General features: G+C 60.3%; 22 protein-coding genes. 14 read left to right on the forward strand and 8 right to left on the reverse strand.

What is annotated here, in order from left to right; genetic code table 11:
* Positions 1–164: 164 nt before the first annotated feature.
* On the reverse strand, positions 165–1,067 hold the full coding sequence (gene hslO, locus AC07OP_RS27945) for an Hsp33 family molecular chaperone HslO (protein WP_027605147.1): 903 nt from the start codon (positions 1,065–1,067) through the stop codon (positions 165–167).
* 126 nt (positions 1,068–1,193) lie between these two features.
* Between hslO and AC07OP_RS27950 the strand changes: the two genes are divergently transcribed.
* Positions 1,194–1,997, forward strand: a complete 804-nt coding sequence (locus AC07OP_RS27950) for a phosphatase PAP2 family protein (RefSeq protein WP_115487866.1) — start codon at positions 1,194–1,196, stop codon at positions 1,995–1,997.
* Positions 1,998–2,039: 42 nt separating this feature from the next.
* Here AC07OP_RS27950 and AC07OP_RS27955 read toward each other — a convergent pair whose 3' ends face one another.
* A complete protein-coding gene (locus AC07OP_RS27955; RefSeq protein WP_065941104.1) occupies positions 2,040–2,447 on the reverse strand; it encodes an RNA-binding S4 domain-containing protein in 408 nt (135 codons plus the stop codon).
* Positions 2,448–2,563: 116 nt separating this feature from the next.
* Here AC07OP_RS27955 and rimA point away from each other — a divergent pair, with 116 nt between their 5' ends.
* From rimA to rimK, 3 genes are read left to right on the forward strand one after another with little or no spacing between them, the layout of a single operon-like run.
* Positions 2,564–3,343: a S6 modification regulatory phosphodiesterase RimA gene (gene rimA / locus AC07OP_RS27960; RefSeq protein ID WP_115487865.1), complete on the forward strand. Its 780-nt coding sequence runs from the start codon at positions 2,564–2,566 to the stop codon at positions 3,341–3,343.
* Positions 3,344–3,356: 13 nt separating this feature from the next.
* Positions 3,357–3,839, forward strand: coding sequence for a retropepsin-like aspartic endopeptidase RimB (gene rimB / locus AC07OP_RS27965; protein WP_017526050.1), 483 nt, complete (start codon positions 3,357–3,359; stop codon positions 3,837–3,839).
* The gene (rimK, locus tag AC07OP_RS27970; RefSeq protein ID WP_003171022.1) at positions 3,836–4,741 is read left to right on the forward strand and encodes a 30S ribosomal protein S6--L-glutamate ligase; all 906 of its coding nucleotides are present in this window, start codon (positions 3,836–3,838) and stop codon (positions 4,739–4,741) included. Before rimB ends, rimK begins: the two co-directional genes overlap by 4 nt.
* A gap of 98 nt (positions 4,742–4,839) precedes the next feature.
* Here the strand turns inward: rimK and AC07OP_RS27975 are convergent, their stop codons facing one another.
* Together AC07OP_RS27975 and ompR are read right to left on the reverse strand one after the other, a co-directional pair.
* Positions 4,840–6,153: an ATP-binding protein gene (locus tag AC07OP_RS27975; RefSeq protein ID WP_115487864.1), complete on the reverse strand. Its 1,314-nt coding sequence runs from the start codon at positions 6,151–6,153 to the stop codon at positions 4,840–4,842.
* A gap of 116 nt (positions 6,154–6,269) precedes the next feature.
* A complete protein-coding gene (gene ompR / locus AC07OP_RS27980; protein ID WP_015373500.1) occupies positions 6,270–7,010 on the reverse strand; it encodes an osmolarity response regulator transcription factor OmpR in 741 nt (246 codons plus the stop codon).
* A gap of 357 nt (positions 7,011–7,367) precedes the next feature.
* On the opposite strand from ompR, the gene AC07OP_RS27985 reads away from it, so the two are divergent.
* From AC07OP_RS27985 to AC07OP_RS28025, 9 genes are all read left to right on the forward strand, one after another.
* Positions 7,368–9,704 carry a Tex family protein gene (locus AC07OP_RS27985; protein WP_495102906.1) on the forward strand — a complete coding sequence of 779 codons (2,337 nt, stop codon included), beginning with the start codon at positions 7,368–7,370 and terminating at the stop codon, positions 9,702–9,704.
* On the forward strand, positions 9,704–10,087 hold the full coding sequence (locus AC07OP_RS27990) for a PaaI family thioesterase (RefSeq protein WP_065925818.1): 384 nt from the start codon (positions 9,704–9,706) through the stop codon (positions 10,085–10,087). The genes AC07OP_RS27985 and AC07OP_RS27990 overlap by 1 nt, the downstream gene beginning before the upstream one ends.
* 214 nt (positions 10,088–10,301) lie before the next feature.
* Positions 10,302–11,885, forward strand: a complete 1,584-nt coding sequence (gene gshA / locus AC07OP_RS27995) for a glutamate--cysteine ligase (RefSeq protein WP_495102905.1) — start codon at positions 10,302–10,304, stop codon at positions 11,883–11,885.
* Between the two features lie 187 nt (positions 11,886–12,072).
* Entirely contained in the window at positions 12,073–13,050 is a 978-nt protein-coding gene (gene tauA, locus AC07OP_RS28000; protein ID WP_027605154.1) for a taurine ABC transporter substrate-binding protein, read from the forward strand.
* Between the two features lie 18 nt (positions 13,051–13,068).
* Positions 13,069–13,848 carry a taurine ABC transporter ATP-binding subunit gene (gene tauB / locus AC07OP_RS28005; RefSeq protein ID WP_065925820.1) on the forward strand — a complete coding sequence of 260 codons (780 nt, stop codon included), beginning with the start codon at positions 13,069–13,071 and terminating at the stop codon, positions 13,846–13,848.
* Positions 13,845–14,681 (forward strand): taurine ABC transporter permease TauC, encoded by an 837-nt coding sequence (gene tauC, locus AC07OP_RS28010; protein ID WP_495102904.1) that lies wholly within the window; start codon positions 13,845–13,847, stop codon positions 14,679–14,681. Before tauB ends, tauC begins: the two co-directional genes overlap by 4 nt.
* An 11-nt stretch (positions 14,682–14,692) precedes the next feature.
* Positions 14,693–15,529, forward strand: a complete 837-nt coding sequence (gene tauD / locus AC07OP_RS28015) for a taurine dioxygenase (RefSeq protein ID WP_495102903.1) — start codon at positions 14,693–14,695, stop codon at positions 15,527–15,529.
* A gap of 111 nt (positions 15,530–15,640) precedes the next feature.
* The gene (locus AC07OP_RS28020) at positions 15,641–16,318 is read left to right on the forward strand and encodes a hypothetical protein (protein WP_495102902.1); all 678 of its coding nucleotides are present in this window, start codon (positions 15,641–15,643) and stop codon (positions 16,316–16,318) included.
* 3 nt (positions 16,319–16,321) lie between these two features.
* Complete coding sequence (locus AC07OP_RS28025) at positions 16,322–17,524, forward strand: helix-turn-helix domain-containing protein (protein WP_495102901.1); 1,203 nt, start codon at positions 16,322–16,324, stop codon at positions 17,522–17,524.
* Positions 17,525–17,586: 62 nt separating this feature from the next.
* Here the strand turns inward: AC07OP_RS28025 and mgrA are convergent, their stop codons facing one another.
* The 4 genes from mgrA to epsC form a co-directional block, all read right to left on the reverse strand.
* Positions 17,587–18,624 carry an L-glyceraldehyde 3-phosphate reductase gene (gene mgrA / locus AC07OP_RS28030; RefSeq protein WP_092489293.1) on the reverse strand — a complete coding sequence of 346 codons (1,038 nt, stop codon included), beginning with the start codon at positions 18,622–18,624 and terminating at the stop codon, positions 17,587–17,589.
* Positions 18,625–18,732: 108 nt separating this feature from the next.
* Complete coding sequence (locus AC07OP_RS28035) at positions 18,733–20,082, reverse strand: OprD family outer membrane porin (protein ID WP_495102900.1); 1,350 nt, start codon at positions 20,080–20,082, stop codon at positions 18,733–18,735.
* Between the two features lie 158 nt (positions 20,083–20,240).
* Entirely contained in the window at positions 20,241–22,202 is a 1,962-nt protein-coding gene (gene betT, locus AC07OP_RS28040; RefSeq protein ID WP_168209042.1) for a choline transporter BetT, read from the reverse strand.
* 391 nt (positions 22,203–22,593) lie between these two features.
* Positions 22,594–23,520, reverse strand: a complete 927-nt coding sequence (epsC, locus tag AC07OP_RS28045) for a serine O-acetyltransferase EpsC (protein ID WP_027607830.1) — start codon at positions 23,518–23,520, stop codon at positions 22,594–22,596.
* Between the two features lie 166 nt (positions 23,521–23,686).
* On the opposite strand from epsC, the gene AC07OP_RS28050 reads away from it, so the two are divergent.
* Positions 23,687–24,682, forward strand: a complete 996-nt coding sequence (locus tag AC07OP_RS28050) for a D-cysteine desulfhydrase (RefSeq protein WP_065941087.1) — start codon at positions 23,687–23,689, stop codon at positions 24,680–24,682.
* The last annotated feature ends 108 nt before the right edge of the window (positions 24,683–24,790 follow it).

Raw genomic sequence — 24,790 nt, forward strand, 5'->3', positions numbered from 1 at the left:
CCTTTGGCCGAGTGCTCCAAACGTTTTGTAGTAGAAAGTTGCGCACTACTACCGCGAAAAAAGTGGGCCGGATTATGCCAGAAAAGCCCAAAAAGAGTAGGGCCCTCCCGTCAGAACGCCTCTAATCCGGCATTTGACAGGTGATTTACCTGTGCTTAAACGTTTTAGTGGCGGGTGTCGGAAGGCGTGTCGATACCTGCGCCGGCGAACAATTGCGCTACATCGGCAGCGTCGAACAGGTAGCGCTCGTTGCAGAACTGGCAGTCGATCTCAATATTGCCACCGTGTTCCACCACCAGGTTCTGCGCATCTTCCAGGCCCAGGCTGACCAGGGCGTTACCCGAACGCTCGCGGGAGCAGCTGCAGTGAAAGTGCAAGGTCTGCGCGTCGAACAGGCGCACGGGGTCTTCGTGGTACAGGCGGTGCAGGATGGTTTCGTTGTCCAGGCCCAGCAGTTCTTCGGCTTTCAGGGTATCGGCCAAGGCAATGCAGTGCCGCCAGCTTTCAGCGCGATCTTCGTCGTCCTTGATACGGTCGGCCGGCAGTTGTTGCAGCAACATGCCACGGGCGCGCTTGCCGTCGGCGTTAAGCCAGAACTTGGTGCCCACTTGCTGGGACATCACGAAATAGTTGGTGAAGCATTCCGACAGCGTTTTGCCGTCGAGGTCGACGATGCCCTGGTAACGCTGGCCTGAGGTCGGGTCGACGGTGAGCGCCAGGACGCCGTTGGGCATCAGCTCGGCCAGGCTGGCGTCCGGGGCAATCTGGTCGGCTTCATAACGGGCCAGGCCACGGATTTCGCGCTCGCTGGAGCACTCGATCATCAGCAGCGGAATCGGCCCTTCGGAACGGGCTTGCAGGATCAGCAAACCGTCGAACTTCATGGTGCCCACCAGCAACGCAGCAGCAGCCATCAGCTCACCGAGCAGTTGTGCGACCGGCTCCGGATAGGGGTGCTTGGCGAGGACTTCGGCGTAGCTGCGCTCCAACGAAACCATTTCGCCGCGGGCGTCGCTCTCGTCGAAGATGAAGCGTTGGGTGAAGTCGGTATCCGGTAGATCAGTCATAGGTCTGGGTATCTGAATTGATGACAAATTGGTTACAAGGTTTATAAAATTAAACGCTTTAGCACCATCTTGGTGCGGCTTTCTCCTGGAAACAGAGAGCTTATTTAGAGCGAAGAGGGACAGTTTATGAACAATCCGGGTTTGTTCCAAGCCAAGTGGAACCTCCGGCGATGGGCTCTGTGCAATCTACTCGCTATCGGGCTGCTGTGTTTTTGGCTGTGGCCCACGGGGCAGATGCTGTGTGTGATTTTCGACGAGTGGCTATTTCACCTTCTCAACGACCCGCTGGCGAGCAGCGCGACATGGCTGCACGTGTGGGCCGTGGCCAGTCTGCGGCCGTTTGATGCGGTGGTCGGGGTGATCCTGCTGATGCTGCTGATTCGCGGCGACTGGGTGTTCAAAGCCGCGCAGGCACGCCAGGCCCTGTTAGGTTTTGTCGGTATTTTGTTGCTCTTGCTGTTTATCCGCACGCTGTTTTCCAAACTCGCGGCGCAGATGGGCTGGCAACACAGCAGCCCGTCGATGGTCATCGCCGGGGCGATCCAGATGAGTGACTATTTCCCGGGGCTGGAGAAGACCTGGGAGCTGAAGGACCGCTCAAGCCAAAGCTTTCCGGGGGATCACGCCTCGGTGTTGCTGATCTGGGCAATGTTCATGAGCGTGTTCGCCAGACGTATCGGCCAGGTGCTGGTGATCTGGGGCCTGGCGCTGTTGTTCATGATGCCGCGGCTGGTGGCGGGCGCGCATTGGGGGCAGGACGATTATATCGGCGGGGTGCTGCTGGCACTGTTGGCGTTGGGCTGGGGTTATTACACGCCGTTTGCGGCGAAGGTGTCGGCCGCTCTGTTACACGTGACGACGCCGATCTTCAGGTTACTTGGCAAGCTGCCAGTGATCAGTGGATTGAGCGTCGTGCGTACATCCCCTTAACGCTGCAAGCCCCCTCCCACACTTGAATGGGCCGCTGCACAATCAGTCATCATTGCCACTGCCGCGAAACTTGAACAGGTCGCGGCGCTGCTTCTTGCTCGGCTTGCCATCGGTGGTCATCCCCGTGGCGCCCGCCTTGCGCAGGGCAGCCGCATTTTCGCGCCTGGCAATGCTGGCTTCGGTTTCGGTGTACAGCGCCTGCGCTTCGGGGGCGCCACGGCGCACAGTGGAAAGTGCCTGAACCACCACGGTCTTTTCGTCAAAACCTATCCGAATCTGCAGCTCATCACCGACACGTGGCTCCTTGCCCGGTTTACAGCGCTCGCCTCGATGATGCACCTTGCCGCTCTCAATCGCGGCCTTGGCCAAGGCACGTGTCTTAAAGAAACGCGCCGCCCAAAGCCACTTGTCCAGACGGACCTTTTCTTCCTCTTCCTGCTTTTGAGCCACTTGAATTCCTCGCTCTGACAAATGTCGCAACTGTAACGTTGAAACCCTTCGACGCATAAACCTCAAGGCTCACCTAAGATACGCCAGGTAGCACCCTGTTTTCGCGAGGATACGCCGTGACCGACTTTCCTACTTCACTCACCTCGCCTGAACAGCGTTGCGCAGGCTGCCAGCAAAGCGAACCCTTGGGTTTCGAGTTTGCTTTCGCCTACCAGCCTATCGTAGACCTTCGGGACCATTCGATTTTTGCCCACGAAGCCTTGGTGCGCGGTACACAGGGCGAAGGGGCATTGTCGGTGCTGGACCAGGTCGACGAAAGCAACCGCTACCGCTTCGACCAGCGCTGCCGCACCCAGGCGATCGCCGGTGCTGCGGCCCTGGGGATGCAAACCCACCTTTCCATCAACTTCATGCCCAACGCCGTGTACCGTCCGGAGTTGTGCATCCGCAGCACCCTAGAGGCAGCTCGCGCGCACAACTTCCCGCTGAACCAACTGATTTTCGAAACACTGGAAAGCGAGCATGTAGATAACTATCGCCATTTGACGAATATTCTGCGTGAATACCGCGAGTTCGGCTTCAAGACCGCCATCGACGACTTCGGCGCGGGCTATTCGGGGCTGAATCTGCTGGCCGATTTCCAACCTGACTTGATCAAACTCGACATGGCGCTGATCCGCGATGTCGACCAGGATCGTGTCCGCCAGGTGATCGTTCAGGGGATTGTCACAATCTGTGAGCAGTTGAACGTTACTGTCATCGCCGAAGGCATCGAAAGTGCCGGCGAGCGCGACTTTCTGTCTGACTGTGGAATATTTCTGATGCAAGGCTACTGGTTCGCCAGGCCTGCATTCAACGCCCTGGCCGAGGTTTCTCCTCAGGCCTGGGCGAATTGACCGGTTACCCATATTGAAGACATTTGACCATTTGACCGTTGTAGGTCTGCGTGAGTGGGTGGCACTTCCCGACTTGGGAGTGGCAGGCCTGCGAGCCAAGATCGACACCGGTGCCAGCACCTCCAGCCTGCATGCCACCGACATCGAGCCTTTTGAGCGCGACGGTGAGAAGTGGGTGCGCTTTACCGCGCACCTGGGCAGCGTTGTGCAACTGCGTCACCGCCGCTGCGAAGCGCCCCTGGTGACGATGAAAACCATCAAGAGCTCCAATGGCCATGCGCAGGTGCGCTACGTGATCAGCACCACCCTGGCACTGGGTGATCGGGTATGGCGGGTGGAGTTCACCCTGGCCTGCCGCAAAGCCATGCGTTACCGCCTGTTGCTGGGCTCCAAGGCGCTGATTGACGGCCACCTGGTGGTCAATCCCGGCGTCAAGTACGTTCAAGACAAGCCGGTGTTCCCGGTCTCTACTATTTCTGCCCCAGGTGCTGCATGAAGATTGCTGTGCTGTCGCGAAACCCGCGTCTGTATTCCACCCGCCGCCTGGTCGAGGCCGGCACCGAACGTGGCCATGAAATGGTGGTGATCGACACGTTGCGTGCCTATATGAACATTGCCAGCCACAAGCCGCAGATCCATTACCGCGGTAAACCGCTGGAGGGGTTTGATGCGGTGATCCCGCGGATTGGCGCCTCGGTGACGTTCTATGGCTGCGCCGTGTTGCGCCAGTTCGAAATGATGGGGGTCTTCCCCCTCAATGAATCCGTGGCCATTGCACGCTCGCGGGACAAATTACGCTCGTTGCAACTGCTCTCGCGGCGGGGCATCGGCCTGCCGGTCACCGGCTTTGCCCACTCCCCCGACGACATTCCCGACCTGATCGAAATGGTCAACGGCGCGCCGCTGGTGATCAAGGTGCTGGAAGGCACCCAGGGCATCGGTGTGGTGCTGTGTGAAACCGCGACCGCAGCGGAATCCGTGATCGAGGCATTCATGGGCCTCAAGCAGAACATCATGGTCCAGGAGTACATCAAGGAAGCCGGCGGTGCGGATATCCGCTGCTTCGTGGTGGGCGACAAGGTGATCGCAGCCATGAAGCGCCAGGCCAAGCCCGGAGAGTTCCGCTCCAACCTGCACCGCGGCGGCAGCGCCAGCCTGATCAAGATCACCCCGGAAGAACGCATGACCGCGTTGCGAGCGGCCAAGGTCATGGGGCTGGCAGTGGCGGGTGTGGATATCCTGCGCTCCAACCATGGGCCACTGGTTATGGAGGTGAACTCGTCGCCGGGCCTGGAAGGGATAGAGACCACCACCGGGAAGGATGTGGCGGGGATCATCATCCAGCATCTGGAGAAAAATGGTGGGCCGAATATGACCAGGACCAAGGGCAAGGGCTAGAGACGCGGCTGTCAGCTTCAAGCTATAAGCTGCAAGAGAAAGGGCAAAAGCTGTCTGCCTTTCTCTTGCGGCTTCAAACTTGAAACTTGCAGCTGTTTCTAGACCGCATCCCTTGGCAGCATAAGCCCAAGCGGCAAGCGTACCCGTGCCTCAAGGCCACCGTCTTCGCGGTTACGCAACTCGACATTGCCGCCGTGCATCGACGCAATCCGCCGCACGATCGCCAGCCCCAGACCGGTCCCCTTGCCACCCCGGGCACGGTCGCCACGGGTAAAGGGGTTGAAGATACCCTCCAGTTCGTCCGGATCGATGCCCGCTCCCCGGTCCATCACACTCAGCACCACGTACGGCGCAGCACTGTCGCCAGACACATACGCAGCCACTTCAACATCCGAACCGGCATGGTGCAAAGCGTTGCCGATCAGGTTGTTCAGCAGGCGCTTCATCGACACCCGACGCAACGCAAACGGCTGGATCGGCTCAAGGCGCATGCGCACTTGCTCGCCATTCTGGTTGTAGGGCGCGACAACCTCACGCACCAGGTCCGTGAGATCGACTTCCTCCACCACCTCGTCACGACCATCGCGGATAAACGCCAGGAACTGGTCGAGAATCGCGTCCATGTCTTCGATGTCGCGAACCATGTCGTCGGTGAGGTCGCTATGGTTGCCCATCAGTTCCAGGGACAGGCGCAATCGCGTCAAGGGCGTGCGCAAGTCATGGGACACCCCCGCCAGCATCAGCTCGCGCTCGCGCCCGGCCTGTTCGACATCCTCCGCCATCTGGTTGAAGGCGCCATACACCTCGGTCATTTCACTGGGCGTATCGCTGACCGGCAGGCGCACGCTGCGCCCCTGGCCCAATTGGCGGGCGGCAAACACCAGGCGCTTAAGTGGTTGGTTAAGCTGGCGAACGAAAATCCACGCGGACGCTGTGGAAAGCAAGCCGATGGCCAGGAACCAGCCCAACACGTTCCAGATCTTCTGCCCTCGCAAAGGATGCGGATACAGCGGAACCTTGATCCAGGCATCGCCAAGGCTCGGCGCCCTTACCCACAGCGCAGGTGAAACATGCATGCGCAAGCGCACCTCGGTGTCCTCGCCCAGTTCGGCCTGCATCTGGCGCTGGTAGATCTCGCTGTAGGGCCAATGCTGCTCACCCTCGGGTACACCAGCCCCGTCAACGCGGGTCAACGTCGAGGCCTTGGCTACCTTTTCGCGGTTCTCAGGGTCTACGGCCCAGTAACCACGCAGCGTCAAGGCGACACCGTGGCTGTACTGCCGGTCCACCAGCACGTCTTCGTTCATCAGCAGATAAACCAGTGTCAGCGCCTTGGAAAACAGCACGACGATCAGCACCAGCCAAAGGGTGCGGGAGAAGAAACTTTGCGGGAACCACAGAGGGGTTTTCATAGAAGACAGCTGGACACCTTGCAGGAACGAGCGGCGCTCGCAGAATTGCAGACGCCGGGCATCCCGTCGACCCTCATGGAGTCAAGCGCCAGGATGCCCGCCCTGCAAATCATCGGTCACTTGGTTGCGGTGCCATCCGGCACAAACACATAGCCCACACCCCATACCGTCTGGATATACCGAGGTTTGGACGGGTCCGGCTCGATCATCCGGCGCAGACGGGAAATCTGCACGTCGATGGAGCGCTCCAGGGCGTCCCATTCGCGACCGCGTGCCAGGTTCATCAGTTTGTCGCGGGTCAGCGGCTGACGCGCGTTCATCACCAGGGCCTTGAGCACGGCGAATTCACCGGTGGTGAGCATGTGCACTTCGTCGCCACGCTTGAGCTCGCGGGTTGCCAGCGACAGTTCGTAGTCGCCAAAGGTAACGCTTTCGTCTTCGCTGCCCGGCGCGCCCGGTACCGGCGGTGCCTGACGACGCAACACGGCTTTGACCCGCGCCATCAACTCGTCTGGGTTGAAGGGTTTGGCCAGGTAGTCATCGGCACCCAGCTCGAGGCCCTTGATGCGGCTCAGCTCATCGCCCTTGGCGGTCAGCATGATGATTGGAATCTGGTTGTTAGCGCCGCGCAGGCGCTTGCAAGCGGTGAGGCCGTCTTCGCCGGGCAGCATCAGGTCGAGTACGACCAGGTTGAATACTTCACGCCCCAGGAGACGGTCCATCTGCTCGGTGTTCGGCACCGCGCGGGCACGATAGCCCTTGGAGTTGAAGAAACGCTCCAGCAGGCTGCTCAGCCCCGGATCGTCATCAACGATGAGAATTTTTTCGCCTTCAGCAGTTTGTGCAGTGCTGCTCATTGGATGCTCCTCTTATCTCGGCGCGCATTATGGCGTAGCTGCCGTTATACGCACCGTGTGCATTGTTAGCAGATTTTTCCTCTACTGCCAGCGAACCCGCGCCTTCCAACCACTGGCGCAGTACCCCCCAAGAGCAGAACGCTGGTTATAATGCGGCGCCTTCATGCAGGGCAACGTCAGATCGTTGCCGTTTAATGCCGGGCTTTTTTTCACCCGCTTGTCGTGATTTTTTCGATTTCGAGGGTCAATAGGCTGCCTCTTGACCCAGGTAGCGGCGCCGGTCGGGCCGCTCAACCAGCCGCGCAAGGCCTTGTTTTCCGGGCCTGCGGGCTGCTTTTCAGAATTTCAGGTGGTTTTATGGACAGCATCAACAGCCGCATCGCCGAAGAACTCGGCGTACGCCCACAACAGGTCGAAGCGGCCGTCGCTCTACTGGATGAAGGCTCCACGGTGCCCTTCATCGCCCGTTACCGGAAAGAAGTGACCGGCAGCCTCGACGACATCCAGCTGCGGCACCTGGAAGAACGCCTGCGCTACCTGCGAGAACTCGACGAACGGCGTATCAGCATCCTCGCCAGCATCGAGGAACAGGGCAAGCTGACCCCGCAGTTGGAACGCGACATCAAGCTCGCCGACACCAAGACCCGCCTCGAAGACCTTTACCTTCCGTACAAACAGAAGCGCCGCACCAAGGGCCAGATCGCCCTGGAAGCCGGCCTGGGCGAACTGGCCGACGGTCTGTTCAACGACCCGTCGCTGACCCCGGAGACCGAAGCCGCGCGCTTCGTCAACGCAGAAAAAGGCGTCGCCGACGTCAAGGCCGCCCTCGAAGGCGCCAAGTACATCCTGATGGAGCGCTTCGCCGAAGATGCCAACCTGCTGGAAAAACTGCGCAACTACCTGAAACAGGAAGCCACCCTCAGCGCCCGCGTCATCGCCGGCAAAGAGGAAGAAGGCGCCAAGTTCCGCGATTACTTCGAACACGACGAACCGCTGAAAAGCATGCCGTCCCACCGTGCGCTGGCGATTTTCCGTGGCCGCAACGAAGGCATTCTCAGCTCCGCGCTGAAAGTCGGCGACGAACTGCCGGGCACCATGCACCCGTGCGAAGGCATGATCGGCCAACAATTCGGCATCCAGAATCAGAATCGTCCTGCGGACAAGTGGCTCGGTGAAGTCGTGCGCTGGACCTGGAAGGTCAAGCTCTACACCCACCTGGAAACCGACCTGCTCGGCGAGTTGCGCGACGGCGCGGAAACCGAGGCGATCAACGTATTCGCCCACAACCTGCACGACCTGCTACTGGCCGCCCCGGCCGGGCCACGCGCCACCCTGGGCCTCGACCCGGGCCTGCGTACCGGCTGCAAGGTCGCCGTGGTCGATGCCACCGGCAAGCTGCTGGACCACGCCACCGTGTACCCACACGTGCCGCACAACAAGTGGGACCAGACCCTCGCCATCCTGGCCGCCCTGTGCGCCAAACATTCGGTGGACCTGATCGCCATCGGCAACGGCACCGCCAGCCGTGAAACCGACAAGCTGGCCGCCGAACTGATCAAGAAATACCCAGCCATGAAGATGACCAAGGTGATGGTCTCCGAAGCCGGTGCTTCGGTGTACTCGGCATCGGAACTGGCCTCCAAGGAATTCCCGGACCTCGACGTGTCGATCCGTGGCGCGGTGTCCATTGCCCGTCGCTTGCAGGATCCGCTGGCAGAGCTGGTGAAAATCGATCCTAAATCCATCGGTGTCGGCCAGTACCAGCACGACGTGTCACAGCTGAAACTGGCACGCGGCCTGGATGCGGTGGTGGAAGACTGCGTAAACGCCGTGGGCGTGGACGTGAACACGGCCTCGGTAGCGTTGCTGGCGCGTATCTCCGGCCTCAATGCCACCCTGGCGCAGAACATCGTCACGCATCGCGACGAAAACGGTGCGTTCAAAACCCGCGCCGCGCTGAAAAAAGTCGCCCGCCTGGGTGAAAAAACCTTCGAGCAAGCCGCCGGCTTCCTGCGCGTGATGAACGGCGACAACCCGCTGGACTCGTCCGCCGTTCACCCGGAAGCCTATCCATTGGTGCAACGTATCGCCGCCGAGACCGACCGCGATATCCGCTCGCTGATCGGCGACGCCGCGTTCCTCAAGCGCCTGGATCCAAAGAAGTACACCGACGAAACCTTCGGCGTGCCGACCATCACCGACATCCTGCAAGAGCTGGAAAAACCTGGCCGCGACCCGCGTCCCGAGTTCAAGACCGCCGAGTTCCAGGACGGCGTCGAAGACCTCAAGGACCTGCAACTGGGCATGATCCTCGAAGGCGTGGTCACCAACGTGACCAACTTCGGCGCGTTTGTGGATATCGGCGTGCATCAGGACGGTTTGGTACACATTTCTGCGCTTTCGGAGAAGTTCATCAAAGATCCGCGCGAAGCGGTGAAAGCCGGTGATGTGGTCAAGGTCAAGGTCATGGAAGTCGACATCCCGCGTAAACGCGTTGGCCTGTCGATGCGCATGGGCGACACCCCCGGCGAAAAAATCGACGGCGCCCGTGGTGCACGTCCTGGCTCGGCACCGCGCCAGTCACAGAACCGCTCCGAAAACAGTCAACTGCGCAAGGAAACCGCCACCGCGGCGCCAGGCAACAACGCCATGGCCTCGCTGTTCGCCAACGCCAAGCAGTTGAAGAAACGCTGATGGAAATCCCCGCCGGTTTGACCCAGAGCGCGTTCAGCGAACTGATCGGCTGCCGCCTGCAACGCCTCGAAGAAGGCGTTGCCGAAGTGGCCCTGACCCTGGAGCCGCACCTGCGCAACCGCGCGGGCAAGCTCCACGGCGGGGCGATTTTCAGCCTGGTGGACATCACCATGGGGCTGGCCTGTTCCAGCGCCCATGGGTTTGACCAGCAGAGCGCGACCATCGAATGCAAGATCAACTACATCCGCGCCGTGGAAGACGGCGATGTGCTGTGCACCAGCCGCGTGATTCACGCCGGCCGGCGCACGCTGGTGGTCGAGGCCGATGTGTATCAGGACGAAAGACTTGTCGCAAAAGCACAGGGCACGTTCGCTGTCCTATAGCTCCCCGCCCCCGATTTGAGTTAATTTCGGCGCTGCGATAACAGCGTCGGAATTTTCTTGCTGCGCTATAGCCCAATTCATGGAGTGAAGTAGGCTTTTTTAACGCGGGTCAAATCGACTCAAAACCAGGCGATCACGCCAGTTTTAACTTCACCCTTGTAGACCGTCCTGCCCACCCCCATATTGGGGCGACTGACGCGTGAAGGAATCCAACTTGAGCGAACTTCTCAACCGCCGCCTGGCCCTGCTCGGCAAGCGCGAACACCTCTCCCTGCTAGAGCAGTGCTTGCACGGCATCGAGCGTGAATGCCTACGTGTCACCGGTGAGGGTCGCCTGGCGCAAACGCCGCACCCCGAAGCCCTGGGCGCCGCGTTGACCCATGAACAGATCACCACCGACTACTCGGAATCGCTGCTGGAGTTCATCACTCCGGCGCTGCCCAACCCGGCCGACACCCTGAGCAGCCTGGACAAGATCCATCGCTTTGCCTACACCAAGCTCGGCAGCGAATACCTGTGGAGCCCCTCGATGCCGTGCCCGTTGCCGGCCGAGGAAGACATCCCGATCGCCTACTACGGCACTTCCAATATCGGACAGCTCAAGTACGTGTACCGCAAGGGCCTGGCCCTGCGTTACGGCAAGACCATGCAGTGCATCGCGGGCATCCACTACAACTTTTCCCTGCCGGAACAGCTGTGGCCGCTGCTCAAGGAGACTGAAGGCTTCGTCGGCACCGACCGCGACTATCAGTCCACGGCCTATATCGCGCTGATCCGCAACTTCCGCCGCTACAGCTGGCTGCTGATGTACCTGTTCGGCGCATCGCCGGCCCTGGATGCGGGTTTCCTGCGTGGTCGCTCGCACCAATTGGAAGTGCTCGACGCCGACACCCTGTACCTGCCGTACGCCACCAGCCTGCGCATGAGCGACCTGGGTTACCAGAGTAACGCCCAGGCCGGCCTGACGCCGTGCTACAACGACCTGGCCAGCTACACCGACAGCCTGCGCGAAGCAGTGGCAACGCCCTACGCGCCCTATGTCGAAGTCGGCACCCACAAGGACGGTGAGTGGGTACAGCTCAACACCAACATCCTGCAGATCGAAAACGAGTACTACTCCAACATCCGCCCCAAGCGCGTGACCTACACCGGCGAGCGGCCGATCCAGGCGCTGATGGCCCGTGGCATCCAGTACATCGAAGTGCGCTGCCTGGACATCAACCCGTTCCTGCCGATGGGCATCGACCTGCCGGAGTCGCGTTTCCTCGACGCATTCCTGCTGTACTGCGCGCTGAACGACAGCCCGCTGTTCGCCGACAACGAGTGCGGCAACGCCACGTCCAACTTCCTCAGCGTGGTCAAGGAAGGCCGGCGCCCGGGCCTGCAATTGCAGCGCAAGGGCCAGGCCGTGGACATGAAGGAATGGGCCACCGAGCTGCTGGAGAAGATTGCCCCGCTGGCTGCGCTGCTGGATGAAAGCCACGGCATCACCGAACACAGCCAGGCACTGGACGCCCAACTGGCCAAGGTCAAGGACCCGTCCCTGACCCCCTCGGCGCAGGTATTGGCAGCGATGGCCGAGCGCAAAGAGAGTTTCGCGCAGTTCTCCCTGCATCAGAGCGAGGTGCACGCCGAGTACTTCCGCCGCGAGCCGTTGCCCGCAGAAGAGCAGGCACGCTTTGAACAGCTGGCGCGCACGTCGCTGGCGCAGCAGGCTGAGCTGGAGCAGAACGAAGTGGGCGACTTTGATGTGTTTGTCGGCTCGTACCAGGCGAGCATTCTGGCCATCAGCAACTAACTGAAGCCGAACCCGGCTCAAAATGTGAGAGGGGCTTGCCCCTCCCACATTTGCCCTCATCAAGCTCAAGATTCGCTTCAACCTTTCGCCCATAAGCTAATTCGAAAATGTTATTTATTTTCGGATTCTTAGATCATTTAGTCTCCTCACACGCCGACCCTCGGCCGCCTGATTGAGGAGCTTCCCCTTGAAACTGTTAACCCCTCTGCGCCTCCTGGCCGCGTTGTCCCTGGCCGGTGCCAGCCTGTTTGCCCAGGCGGCGGATGTAACCATCGCTTACCAGACCACCGTAGACCCGGCCAAAGTTGCCCAGGCCGACGGCGCGTATGAAAAAGCCACTAACGCCAAGATCGACTGGCGCAAATTCGACAATGGCGCCGATATCATCGCCGCCATCGCCTCCGGCGACGTGCAGATCGGCTACCTCGGTTCCAGCCCACTGACCGCTGCGATCACCCGCAAGGTGCCGGTGGAAACCTTCCTGGTTGCCACCCAGATCGGCGGTGCCGAAGCCCTGGTGGCGCGCAATGGTTCCGGGATCAACAGTCCCCAGGACCTGATCGGCAAGAAAGTCGCCGTACCCTTCGTTTCCACCGGCCACTACAGCCTGTTGGCCGCGCTGAAGCACTGGAACATCGACCCATCGAAAGTGACCATCCTCAACCTCGCACCGCCGGCGATCATCGCGGCCTGGAAGCGCGGTGACATCGACGCTACCTACGTATGGGACCCGGCCCTGGGCGTGGCCAAGGAAAACGGCAAAGTGCTGATCACCTCCGGCGAGCTGGCCAAGTTCGGCGCGCCGACCTTCGATGCCTGGATCGTGCGCAAGGACTTCGCGCAGAAGCACCCGGAAATCGTCACCGCCTTCGCCAAGGTCACCCTGGATGCCTACGCCGCCTACCGCAAAGACCCACAAGCCTGGCTCGCCGACACAGGCAACGTCGACAAACTGGTGAAACTCTCCGGCGCCAAGGCCAGCGACATCCCGCTGCTGCTGCAAGGCAACGTCTACCCGCTGGCCGCTGACCAGGTGACCCTGCTGGGTGCACCGACCACCAAGGCCGTGACCGATACCGCTGCGTTCCTCAAGGAACAAGGCAAGGTCGACGCCGTGCTGCCGGACTACGCCCCATACGTTAGCGCCAAGTTCATCACTAACTGATTCAAGGAGTTCATCGCGATGGCCTTGCTACAACTGGAGCGCATCAGCGCACAGTACCCAGGCGCCACAGAACCGGTACTGTCCGACATTTCACTCGACCTGGGGCCCCAGCAATTGCTGGTGGCCCTCGGCCCGTCCGGCAGTGGCAAGACTTCGCTGTTGAACCTGATTGCCGGCTTTGTCGAACCGTCCGCCGGGCGCATCACCCTCGATGGCGTACCGGTCAAAGGCCCCAGCGCCGAACGTGGCGTGGTGTTCCAGGACGACGCCCTGCTGCCCTGGCAGGACGTGTTGGCCAATGTCGGTTTTGGCCTGGAACTGGCCGGCATGCCCAAGGCGCAGCGCGAAGTACGCGCCCGGGAAATGCTCGCGCTGGTGGACCTCGCCGGCTTCGACAATCGCCGCATCTGGCAACTCTCCGGCGGCCAGAAGCAACGCGTCGGCCTGGCCCGCGCCCTGGCCGCCGACCCGCGCGTGCTGCTGATGGACGAACCCTTCGGCGCCCTCGATGCCTTCACCCGTGAGCAGATGCAGGAACTGTTGCTGCAAGTCTGGCGGCGCACGGCCAAGCCGGTGTTCCTGATTACCCATGACATCGAAGAAGCGGTGTTCCTCGCCACCGACCTGATCCTGCTGGCGCCCAACCCGGGCCAGATCGTCGAACGCCTGCACCTGGACTTCGGCCAGCGCTATGCGGCCGGTGAGTCGGCGCGGGCGATCAAGTCCGACCCGCGCTTTATCGAAACCCGCGAACACGTGCTGGGCAAAGTATTCTCGCAACGGCAGGTGTCCGCATGAGCAGCTACGAACTCCCCGCCACCGCTGCCAAGCCGGTGGCGCACGCGGTTATCCCGGTGCGGCGCAGCCTGAGCACACGCTGGATCAGCCTGTTGACCCTGGTCGCCTTGCTGGCCCTCTGGTGGGCCGTCACCGCCACCGGCCTGATCGAACCGTTGTTCCTGCCACCGCCCTCCGCCGTGCTGCAAAAAGGCTGGCTGCTGGCGACCACGGGCTATATGGATTCCACCTTGTGGCAGCACCTGGGCGCGAGCCTCAGCCGGATCGGCCTGGGCCTGGGCTTCGCGGTGCTGACCGCCGTGCCGGTAGGCATTGCCATCGGCGCCAACCGCATCGCCCGCGGCATTCTCGACCCGCTGATCGAGTTCTACCGGCCGATTCCGCCCCTGGCTTACCTGCCGTTGATCGTGATCTGGTGCGGTATCGGCGAGCTGTCCAAGGTGCTGCTGATTTACCTGGCGATCTTTGCGCCGATCGCCATCGCCACCGCGACCGGCGTACGCACCGTCGACCCGGCCAAGCTGCGGGCGGCGCAGTCGTTGGGCGCCACCCGTGCGCAGCTGATTCGCCATGTGATCCTGCCGAGCGCCCTGCCCGACATCCTCACCGGGATGCGTATCGGCCTGGGTGTGGGCTGGTCGACCCTGGTCGCCGCCGAACTGATCGCGGCCACCAGCGGCCTGGGTTTCATGGTGCAGTCGGCGGCGCAGTTCCTGGTGACCGATGTGGTGGTGCTGGGGATCCTAGTGATCGCCCTGATCGCCTTCGCCATGGAAATGGGCCTGCGCGCCCTGCAGCGTAAGTTAGTGCCTTGGCATGGCCAGGCACATTGAGTGAGAACAGCATGAGCAGCCTGACCGTTACCCCCTTGAGCACCGCCCTGGGCGCCCAGATCAGTGGCGTCGATATTACCCGGCCGCTGAGCACCGAACATCGCGATGCCATCGAACAGGCGTTGCTCAGCCATTCGGTGCTGTTCTTCCGTGGCCAGCCGATCACCCCGCAGCAACAGGCGCGGTTCGCGGCGAACTTCGGTGACCTGCACATCCATCCGATCTACCCCAACGTGCCGGAACAGCCCGAAGTGCTGATCCTCGACACCGCCGTCACCGACGTACGCGACAACGCCGTATGGCACACCGATGTGACCTTCCTGCCCACCCCGGCCCTCGGCGCGGTGCTGAGTGCCAAGCTGCTGCCGGCGTACGGTGGCGATACGCTGTGGGCCAGTGGCATCGCGGCGTACGAGGCGCTGTCCGAGCCGTTGAAGCGGTTGCTCGATGGGCTGACGGCTACCCACGACTTCACCAAATCCTTCCCGCTGGAACGCTTTGGCAACAGTGCCGAAGACCTGTCGCGCTGGGAAGAAACCCGCAGGAAAAACCCACCGCTGTCGCACCCGGTCGTGCGCACGCATCCGGTGAGCGGGCGTAAGTCGCTGTTTGTCAGTGATGGGTTTACCACCTGGATCAATGAACTGGAACCGGCGGAAAGCGAGGCGATCCTCAAGCTGCTGTTCGCCCACGCGACACGCCCGGAATTCACCCTCCGCTGGCGCTGGCAGGAGAACGACGTGGCGTTCTGGGATAACCGCGTGACCCAGCATTACGCGGTGGATGACTACCGGCCGCAACGGCGGGTGATGCATCGGGCGACGATTCTTGGGGATGTGCCGTTCTAATAGCCAACCTCTAGAAAACGATCAGCGGCTGGATAAAAAACCAGTGCCTCACTTCCATAACGAATAAATATAGAGTAAAAATCCGCTTACCGAATAGTGAGTGGTGATTACGTGGTCACAAAACAAGAAATCCAAGGGTTCATTCGTGCACAGGTAAATAAAGAATTTTTCGAGGAGCTTGGAGTTTTACTTCCTCAAACCTTTCAAAAAGCCTTGAAAGAAACTCAGGAGCTGCTGATTCATACCCCCCATGAAGATTTGCGAGGGCACTTACGGCATTCGCTAGTCCAGGAATCCCTGGCCGGAATGAGGCGATGGAATCCGATAATCAAGTCAACAGATCCGAAGGGGCACAATTATGTGCTGCTTGAGCTCGGCTCACTGAGAATCACGGCGGTGGTGCTTCCTTGGCAGAGAGAAATCCGCGATGCAAAACACCGAAGCGAACTCAAAACGTTAAATGAATCCCTTGCAGACACGCAAATGGACTGGATCGATGGGCTCAAACATACCGTAGCCGAACAATTGATTCATGCGCTTGTCGTAGTCCATGCACCTCCAACTAGCTCAGAGGATCAGTCAGAGCCACGCGCAATCATGATGGCCGTACCATACTTCAACGGTAAGGGCTTCCACATGAATTGCACATTTGAGGATTTGCTTCAAAGCTACTCTGATAATGAGGCGGTTCAGCAGAAACCAGTTGAGTTGGTGAAATTGCGAGATAAGATGCGCCGCGCCGAAGAAACCGAAGACCAAGCTGATGATGAGCAAAACGCCAAGAGGTAGACCATGAGAACGGGAGTCGCGGGCTTTCAGTCAGAGCGCCTCAAGCAGTTGCGCCTTGCGTTTGGGATGACGCAAACCACTCTCGCCGAGATGGTGGGGCGCGCCTCTGGCAACGTTTCGAAATGGGAGAATGGGCTTCAGGTCCCAGAGGCCGACGCCTTCCAGCGCTTATGCGAAGTTTTCGGGGTCAGCGAAAACTGGTTACTTGAGGAACAGTTCACAACTGGCGAGAACACTCCATTTTTCTTTCGATCGCAGGTCAGCACTACGACCAGCGCACGGGAAATAGCGGAAGTACGCTTGGAGTGGCTTCAAGAAATCTCTTACAAACTACAAGAAAGCCTTGAATTTATTGAAGTCAATGTGCCGCATTTAGAAGAGCGTAATTGCGAGCTGATTTCTGACGAAGAAATCGAACAGATGGCCAGTAAATGCCGTCAAACCTGGGGACTAGGGATAGCTCCTATCTCCAACGTCGTTCAGGTATTGGAGAGTGCAGGTATTGTCTGTGCTCGGACCACACTCGGGCACCTGAAAATGGATGGCGTTTCGAATTGGTACGAGTTGGACCAACGGCCATATGTTTTACTTGTCGCCGATAAGGCAAACGGGATCAGAAATCGCTTTGATGCGGCCCATGAGCTCGGACATATCGTTCTGCATAGGTACATATCCAAAGAGCAGTACGACGCGAATTACGCACTTCTTGAAACTCAAGCTCATCGATTTGCAAGCGCCTTTTTAATGCCCCCAGAAAGCTTTCTGCGAGAGGTTCGTTGGCCGACACTGGATACGTTGCTAGCTCTGAAACCACGCTGGAAAGTCTCAGTAGCCGCAATGGTGAGGCGTTGTTTAGATCTAGAAATAATCAACGACACCACAACCACCAGACTATGGAAAGCCAGATCTGCCAGAGGATGGGTAAAGGGAGAGCCTATGGACAGCGATTTTGACTTCGAAAAGCCCCAGCTGATCACGCGAGGAGTGAAAATGCTTGTTGAAAACAACGTGCTTTCGCGATCTCAGCTAAGGCAGGTGCTCGGGTTGCCGCTACACATTCTAGAAAACCTTTGTAGCTTGGACGAAGGTTATTTCAACCTCCCGGACAAGTCACAGGTAGTAGATATACAGTTGAGGAAGCGATCTGCACGCGAATCTTTTTTCAACGAAACGGCAGAAATACTCGGTTTCCCGAATAAAAAGTAACAAAATCAGCAGCCAGTTCTACTTGCAAGCCCCCCCCTCTACAGGAGGGCTTGCTTTCAATGTTATTCAGCGCTGGATGGCTTTTCCCACAAGTTGATTCCGCCTTCCTGCGCAAACCGATCGATCTCCGCCAGTTCCTCCGCACTGAAGCTCAAGTTCTTCAACGCTCCGACGTTCTCGATGATCTGCTCCGGCCGGCTCGCGCCAATCAACGCGCTGGTCACCCGCGGATCGCGCAACGTCCAGGCCAGCGCCAATTGCGCCAGGCTCTGGCCGCGGCGCTGGGCGATTTCATTCAACGCACGCACGTGGGCAAGGTTGGCTTCAGACAGGTGCTTGGCCTGCAACGAACCACCACCCGGGCGGTTGACCCGGGCGTCGGCCGGCACGCCGTTGAGGTACTTGTCGGTGAGCAAACCCTGGGCCAGTGGCGTGAAGGCAATCACTCCGGCGCCGAGTTCTTCGGTGGTGTCCAGCAGGTCTTTTTCCACCCAGCGGTTGAGCAGGTTGTAGGCTGGTTGGTGGATCAGCAGCGGCACCTTCCACTCTTTGAGCAGCGCGGCGATTTCGCGGGTTTTCACCCCGGAGTAAGACGAGATACCGATGTACAACGCCTTGCCCTGTTGCACGGCGGTGGCGAGGGCGCTGGCGGTTTCTTCCAGGGGCGTGTCGGCATCAAAACGGTGGGAGTAGAAAATATCCACGTAGTCGACGCCCAGGCGTTGCAGGCTCTGGTCCAGGCTGGCCAGCACGTATTTGCGCGAGCCGCCTCCCTGGCCGTAAGGCCCCGGCCACATGTCCCAGCCGGCCTTGCTGGAGATGATCAATTCGTCGCGGTAGTGCTTGAAGTCTTCGCGCAGCAAACGACCGAAGTTGATCTCGGCGCTGCCGTAGGGTGGGCCGTAGTTGTTGGCCAGGTCGAAGTGGTTGATCCCCAGGTCGAACGCGGTGCGCAGCAGGGCGCGCTGGGTGTCGATCGGCGTGCTGTCGCCAAAGTTGTGCCACAGCCCCAGGGACAGTGCCGGCAGCACCAGTCCACTGCGGCCTACGCGGCGATACGGGATAGATTCATAGCGGTTTTCGGCAGCAATGTAAGTCATCGAATCCTCTCTTGGACGTAGGCAAATAAGGCCTGGGAATAACGATATTCCCAGGCCTTTTAACCAGCTGAATCGCTTAAGTCTGCCCTTCCGTTTTACAGCAATTTCCTACCAGAGTGGAACGACATAGCTGACATAGAAGCGGTTTTCATCCTGCACGGTGGCACCGGTAATGTCCGGACTGGCATGGGCGTTTTTCCACGTGACGCCGAGGCCTTTGAGGGTGCCGGTCGGCACTTGATACGCCACCGCCACGTTTCGCTCCCATTCGCTGGTAGTGCCCTGGGCGGTGCGGATGTCATCGCCATGGGCGTAGGCGGCGGAGAAGGTCAGGCCGTTGAGGCCGAGTTTGCAGAAATCATATTTGTACTGCGCCAGCCAGGTGCGTTCGCCGGCATGCTGGAATTTGTTCAACTGCATGTTGGTCAGCGCCGGGGTATCGGCACCCGAGCCTGGGCCTTGGCGCGCGTCACCGCTGTTAAGGCCGGAATCGAGGTACGGGAAGTCGCTGTCGCCGCTGTTTTTCTGGATGCCCAGGCCGACGGTATGGCCGTCCAGGCTATAGCTTTCCAGCAGGCTGACGGTGGACTGGTTGATGCGGCCCTTGTTCACGCCGTCGCCGTACAGGCCCGCTGCGGCAAAGTCCTTGTCGCCGTCGGCGTTGCCGCCCACACCCAGGCTGCGGAACACGCGCACGTCGGTATCGATCGCACCGACCGACAAGGCGTCATGGCGCTTGGCGCCGAGGAAGAACTGCTGGTAGTAGTCCTCAAGGTTGGAGTACCACAGGCTGACAGTGGTGTTCTGTATGCCGGTGTAATCCGCACCGCCGAACAGGAAGCGGTCGCTCTCTTTGGTCCCGCCCGCGGTGATCATGCCCTGGTCGCCGGTTTCGTTGCGGATCTTGGTCTTGAAGATATCGCCGCCGGTGAAGGTGAAGTCGCTGAGATCCTTGGACACCAGTTGCACACCGGTATTGGTCTGCTGGTAAAGGCGCCCGTCCGTGTTGGCGAGTATCGGGTTGTTACCGTACAGCGTACCGACGCGCAACTCATCCTTGGCAAAGCGCATCTTGAACGTCGGGCTGAGCACGCCGAACTGATCGGCGGATTTGCCGTTGTCCAGCGGGAACATGCTGCCGGGGTAGCGGCCCTGGTGATCCTTGTCGTTGAGGTCGCCGCCGGAATCCAGTTTCAAGCCGTAGAACGCCTGCAGATCGAGGCCGAAGCCCACCGGCCCCTCGGTGTAGCCGGACTTGAAGTTGAACTCGAAACCCTGGCCCCAATCCCGAATGCTATGGGCCTTGGCATTGCTGCCCACCACGTCCCGTCCCTGCTGGTTGAGATAGCGGTTGAGCAGGGTCACGTCGGCGTGGCTGTCATCGATAAAATCGGCGTGGGCGGACAGCATAAAGCTCGCCATGGCGGCTCCCACCACAGGGCTTAAAAACGTCTTCATGGGTACCGGTCTCCGTCACTGTTCTGAAATGAAAGCGTCAAACGCTTCACACAATTACGCAGTGGCCAGATGACAGTTACGCGTCAAAACAGCGTCTTGACGGATGAAATTAAGTTTAAGAAAGCCCCGTAGAACGGGGCTTTGCGGGGAGTTTAACGTCAGCGCACCAAGTGCAGGAACTGCAGGTGCCGCTCGTACTGGTCGAGGATGTCGTTGATGATCTGCTCCTTGGTGTAGCCCACCAGGTCGTAGTCCTGACTGCCCTCGCTCAAGTGCACTTCGGCCCGGTAGTAGCGACGATTGTTGAGCTGCTTGGAACCCATGCCGCCGCGTGCAAATGAGGGCGTGAAATAGCCGCGCATCTGCACCTGGTACACGAACGGATGCTCTTCGCCGTGGCCGATTTCCAGGCTGACGCTGTCGTTGGACGGGTCGGGCTGGGTGACGACGTTGAGGCCTTTTTCGACAAACACCGCCGTCACTTCTTCGATCGCCGGACGCACCGTGGTCTCAAGGAAGCGGTACACCTCGTCCCGCGACGGGAAATGCACGGCCTGGCTCAAACGCTGGCGCCAACCGCCGGTGCCCTTGCGGGAGCCCGACACCGGCGCCAGCGAATGCAACTGCGCAATCTGCTTTTGCGACTCGAGGTAGAAGGCCTTGTGCAGCCCCCACATCATCAGCAGCAGGATCAGCGAGAACGGCAGCGAGGTCAGCACCACCGCCGATTTCAGCGAATCGATGCTGCCGGCAAACAGCAAGGCACTGGTGACCAGCGCGGTCATCGCACCCCAGAACACCCGCAGCCATTTCGGTCCATCTTCATCGGCGTTGCCGCCTTTGGACGAGAGGGTGGACAGCACTACGGTGCCCGAGTCAGCGGAAGTTACGAAGAACACGAAGCTGATAAACACCGTGACCGCGATGACGGTTTTGCTCCACGGGTAGGTTTCCAGCAGCAGGTAGAGGCTCATCGACGGATCATCGATGGCCGACTGACCGAGGGCGGCCATGCCGTGGTTGAGCACCTGGTCGATGGCGCTGTTGCCGAAGATCGACATCCACGCCAGGGTGAAGCCCAGCGGGATCAGCAGCACGCCGAACACGAATTCGCGGATGGTGCGGCCACGGGAAATGCGCGCGATAAACAGGCCTACGAACGGCGACCATGCGATCCACCAGGCCCAGTAGAACACCGTCCAGCCGCCCAGCCAGTCGCTCGGTTTGTCGTAGGCGTACACATCGAAACTCTTGGTCGGCAACGCGCCCAGGTAATCACCGATGTTCTGGATCAGGGTGTTGAGCAAGTGCTGGGTCGGCCCGGCGAACAACACGAACAGCAGCAGCGCGCAGGCCAGCAGCATGTTGATGTCGGACATCACCCGCACGCCCTTGTCGACGCCGGCCACGGCGACCAGGATCGCCGCGCCCATCATCAGAGTGATCAAGCCGACCTGGATCCACTGGGTGTGGGCAACGCCGAACAGGTAGTCGAGGCCGGAATTGAGGTGCAGCACGCCAAAGCCCATGTCGGCCCCCAGGCCGAACACCGTGGCAATGATGCCGAAGCCATCCACCGCATAGCCGATAGGGCCATTGATGCGCTTGCCGATCAGCGGGTACAGCGCCGAGCGCAACGCCAGCGGCAGGTTATGCCGGTAGGCGAAATACGCCAGCGCCATGCCGACAAAGGCAAACACGCCCCAGCCGTGCAGGCCCCAGTGCAGGAACAGCACCTGCATGGCCTGGCGCGCGGCGTCGGCATTCATGGCCTCGCCCTGGGGCGGTTGCACCAGGTGCGTCAGCGGCTCGGACACGCAGAAGAAGAACAACGTGATGCTGATCCCGGCGGCGAACAGCATGCCGGCCCAGGACAGGTAACTGAATTCGGGCTCGTCGTGGTCGGCACCGAGTTTTATCTTGCCGTAGCCCGATAGCGCGGTGACCACCACGAAGACCAGATACAGGGTCATCGCCAGCATGTAGTACCAGCCGACCGTGTTGGCCGCCCAGTTTTGCGCCGCCAGCAACCAGGCACCGGCCTGTTGCGGGATAGCGATGACAGTGATGCCGAACAGCAAGATGAAGGTGGCGGCAAAGTAGAAGACCGGCGCATTCATGCGCACCAGGCCGCTGGATGGGGTGGACGATGCACTCATGAACGATGCACCCCGAGAGTGAGGGATGTGGCTGTATAAAACGGACTCAGCAAAGGTAAGCCTCCTGTTGTGAGCGGGCAGCGAACCACCGGGTTTAACTTGAACGAACGTTCAAGTTAAACATGAATAGGCGGTTTGGGGCTAATCGCAGGGCTGAGTGGTATGACGGGTGAGCAAAGGAAATCGTTCAGCGACTGCTGACTGAAATACGGCCTCCATGTGGAATGCCGTCAAAATGTGGGAGGGGGCTTGCCCCCGATGGCGGTGGTTCAGCCAATTCATTTTTGACTGACACTCCGCTATCGGGATGCAAGCCCCCACACAGGGTTTTGTGCGATTTTTAAGACCGGCGCTATTTTTGCGCCCCATCATCATGCTGCAGATTCGCCTGCGTAATATTCGCCCCCGCCGGCACACTGCGGGTCAGCCACACATTGCCGCCAATGGTCGAGCCCTTGCCGATGGTGATGCGCCCGAGGATCGTCGCCCCGGCATAGATCACCACATCATCCTCGACAATCGGGTGGCGCGCATGGCCCTTCTGCAACTGCCCATCTTCGTCCGCCGGGAAGCGCTTGGCCCCCAAGGTGACGGCCTGATAGATGCGCACCCGCTCGCCGATGATCGCGGTTTCGCCGATCACCACGCCCGTGCCGTGGTCGATGAAGAAGCTCGGGCCGATCTGTGCGCCGGGGTGGATATCGATGCCGGTGGCCGAGTGGGCGATTTCCGCGCTGATCCGTGCCAGCAGCGGCAAGCCGGCGCGGTACAGGTGGTGGGCCAGGCGGTGGTGAATCACCGCGAGGATCCCCGGGTAGCACAGCAGCACTTCATCCACGCTGCGCGCGGCCGGGTCGCCGTGGTAGGCGGCGAGCACGTCGGTGTCCAACAGACTGCGCAAGGACGGCAAGGCCAGGGCGAAATCCTGGATCAGCCGGATGGCATGGGCGTCGATCTGGCTGTCATCCTCGCCGCCCTGGCGCGCGGCATAGCGCAATTCCAGGCGCGCCTGGGCCAGCAAGGCATTCAGGGCGACATCGAGGGTATGGCCGACGTAGAAATCTTCACTTTCTTCACGCAAGTCCGCAGGCCCCAGGCGCATCGGAAACAGCGCACCGCAGAGGGACTCGAGAATCTGGGCAACGGCTTCACGGGACGGCAATTCGCGGCCGCCATGCTCGCCGCTCAAGCGGCCATTGCGTGTTCGCCACTGGTCACGGGCGCTGCGCAGTTGGCTGACGATGGTCTGTAATTGCCAATGGCTGGAACGCTCACTCACGGTATTCACTCCTGACGTAATGGCCATCACTTTACGGTATCCACCCTGGCCGCCCTTAAGAACCAATGGTGTGATGCTAAGAACCATCAGGCATAAGCGATTGGCGGTTGCCCGATGAAAAGTGCCTGCCTATAGTCGCTCCATCCCTTAACCACCGTGCGTAGCCATGATTAAGCAACAGCTCGACCGTTTTAACCGCCTGGAACTGCTCGGCGGCGCCACCGCCCTGGAAAAACTCGAACGGCTGTCGACCTGGTTGGGACGCGACATCTACGTCAAGCGCGACGACACCACGCCACTGGCCATGGGCGGCAACAAGCTGCGCAAACTCGAATACCTGGCAGCCGATGCCATCGCCCAGGGCGCCGATACCCTGGTGACCGCCGGCGCGATCCAGTCCAACCACGTACGCCAGACCGCCGCCCTCGCCGCCAGGCTCGGCCTGGGCTGCGTCGCCCTGCTGGAAAACCCCACCGGCACCGAAGACCCCAACTACCTGGGCAACGGCAACCGCCTGCTGCTGGAGCTGTTCGACGCCAAGGTAGAGTTGGTGGAAAACCTCGACAACGTCGACGACCAACTCAACGCCCTTGCCGATCGCCTGCGCAGCAACGGCAAGAAGCCATACCTGGTGCCCATCGGCGGCTCCAATGCCCTCGGCGCCCTCGGTTACGTACGCGCCGGCCTGGAGCTGGCCGCACAGATCGAAGACAGCGGTATCGAATTCGCCGCCGTGGTGCTGGCCTCCGGCAGCGCCGGTACCCACAGTGGTCTGGCCCTGGCCTTGAGTGAAGTGCTGCCGCAACTGCCCGTGATCGGCATCACCGTATCGCGCACCGAAGAAGCGCAGTTCCCGAAAGTACAGGGCCTGGCCGAACGCACGGCCGAGTTGCTCGGCGTGGACCTCCCTGACGCGTTCAAGGTGATCCTGTGGGACGAATATTTCGGCCCCCGTTATGGTGAACCGAACGCCGGCACCCTGTCGGCGGTCAAGCTATTGGCGAGCCAGGAAGGCCTGCTGCTGGACCCGGTCTACACTGGCAAGGCCATGGCCGGCTTGCTGGACGGTATCGGACGTCAGCGTTTTGAAGACGGGCCGATTATTTTCCTGCATACCGGCGGGGCACCGGCGTTGTTTGCCTATGACTCGGTTTTCAACTGAATAAACGCGGGCTAAATGTGGGAGGGGGCCTGCCCTAATGCCAGTCATTTAAGGCTTTTTGTAGGAGCGAGCTTGCTCGCGAAAAACTCACAGGCGCCGCGTTCATTC

The sequence above is a fragment of the Pseudomonas sp. GW821-FHT09D08 genome, from assembly GCF_059416305.1.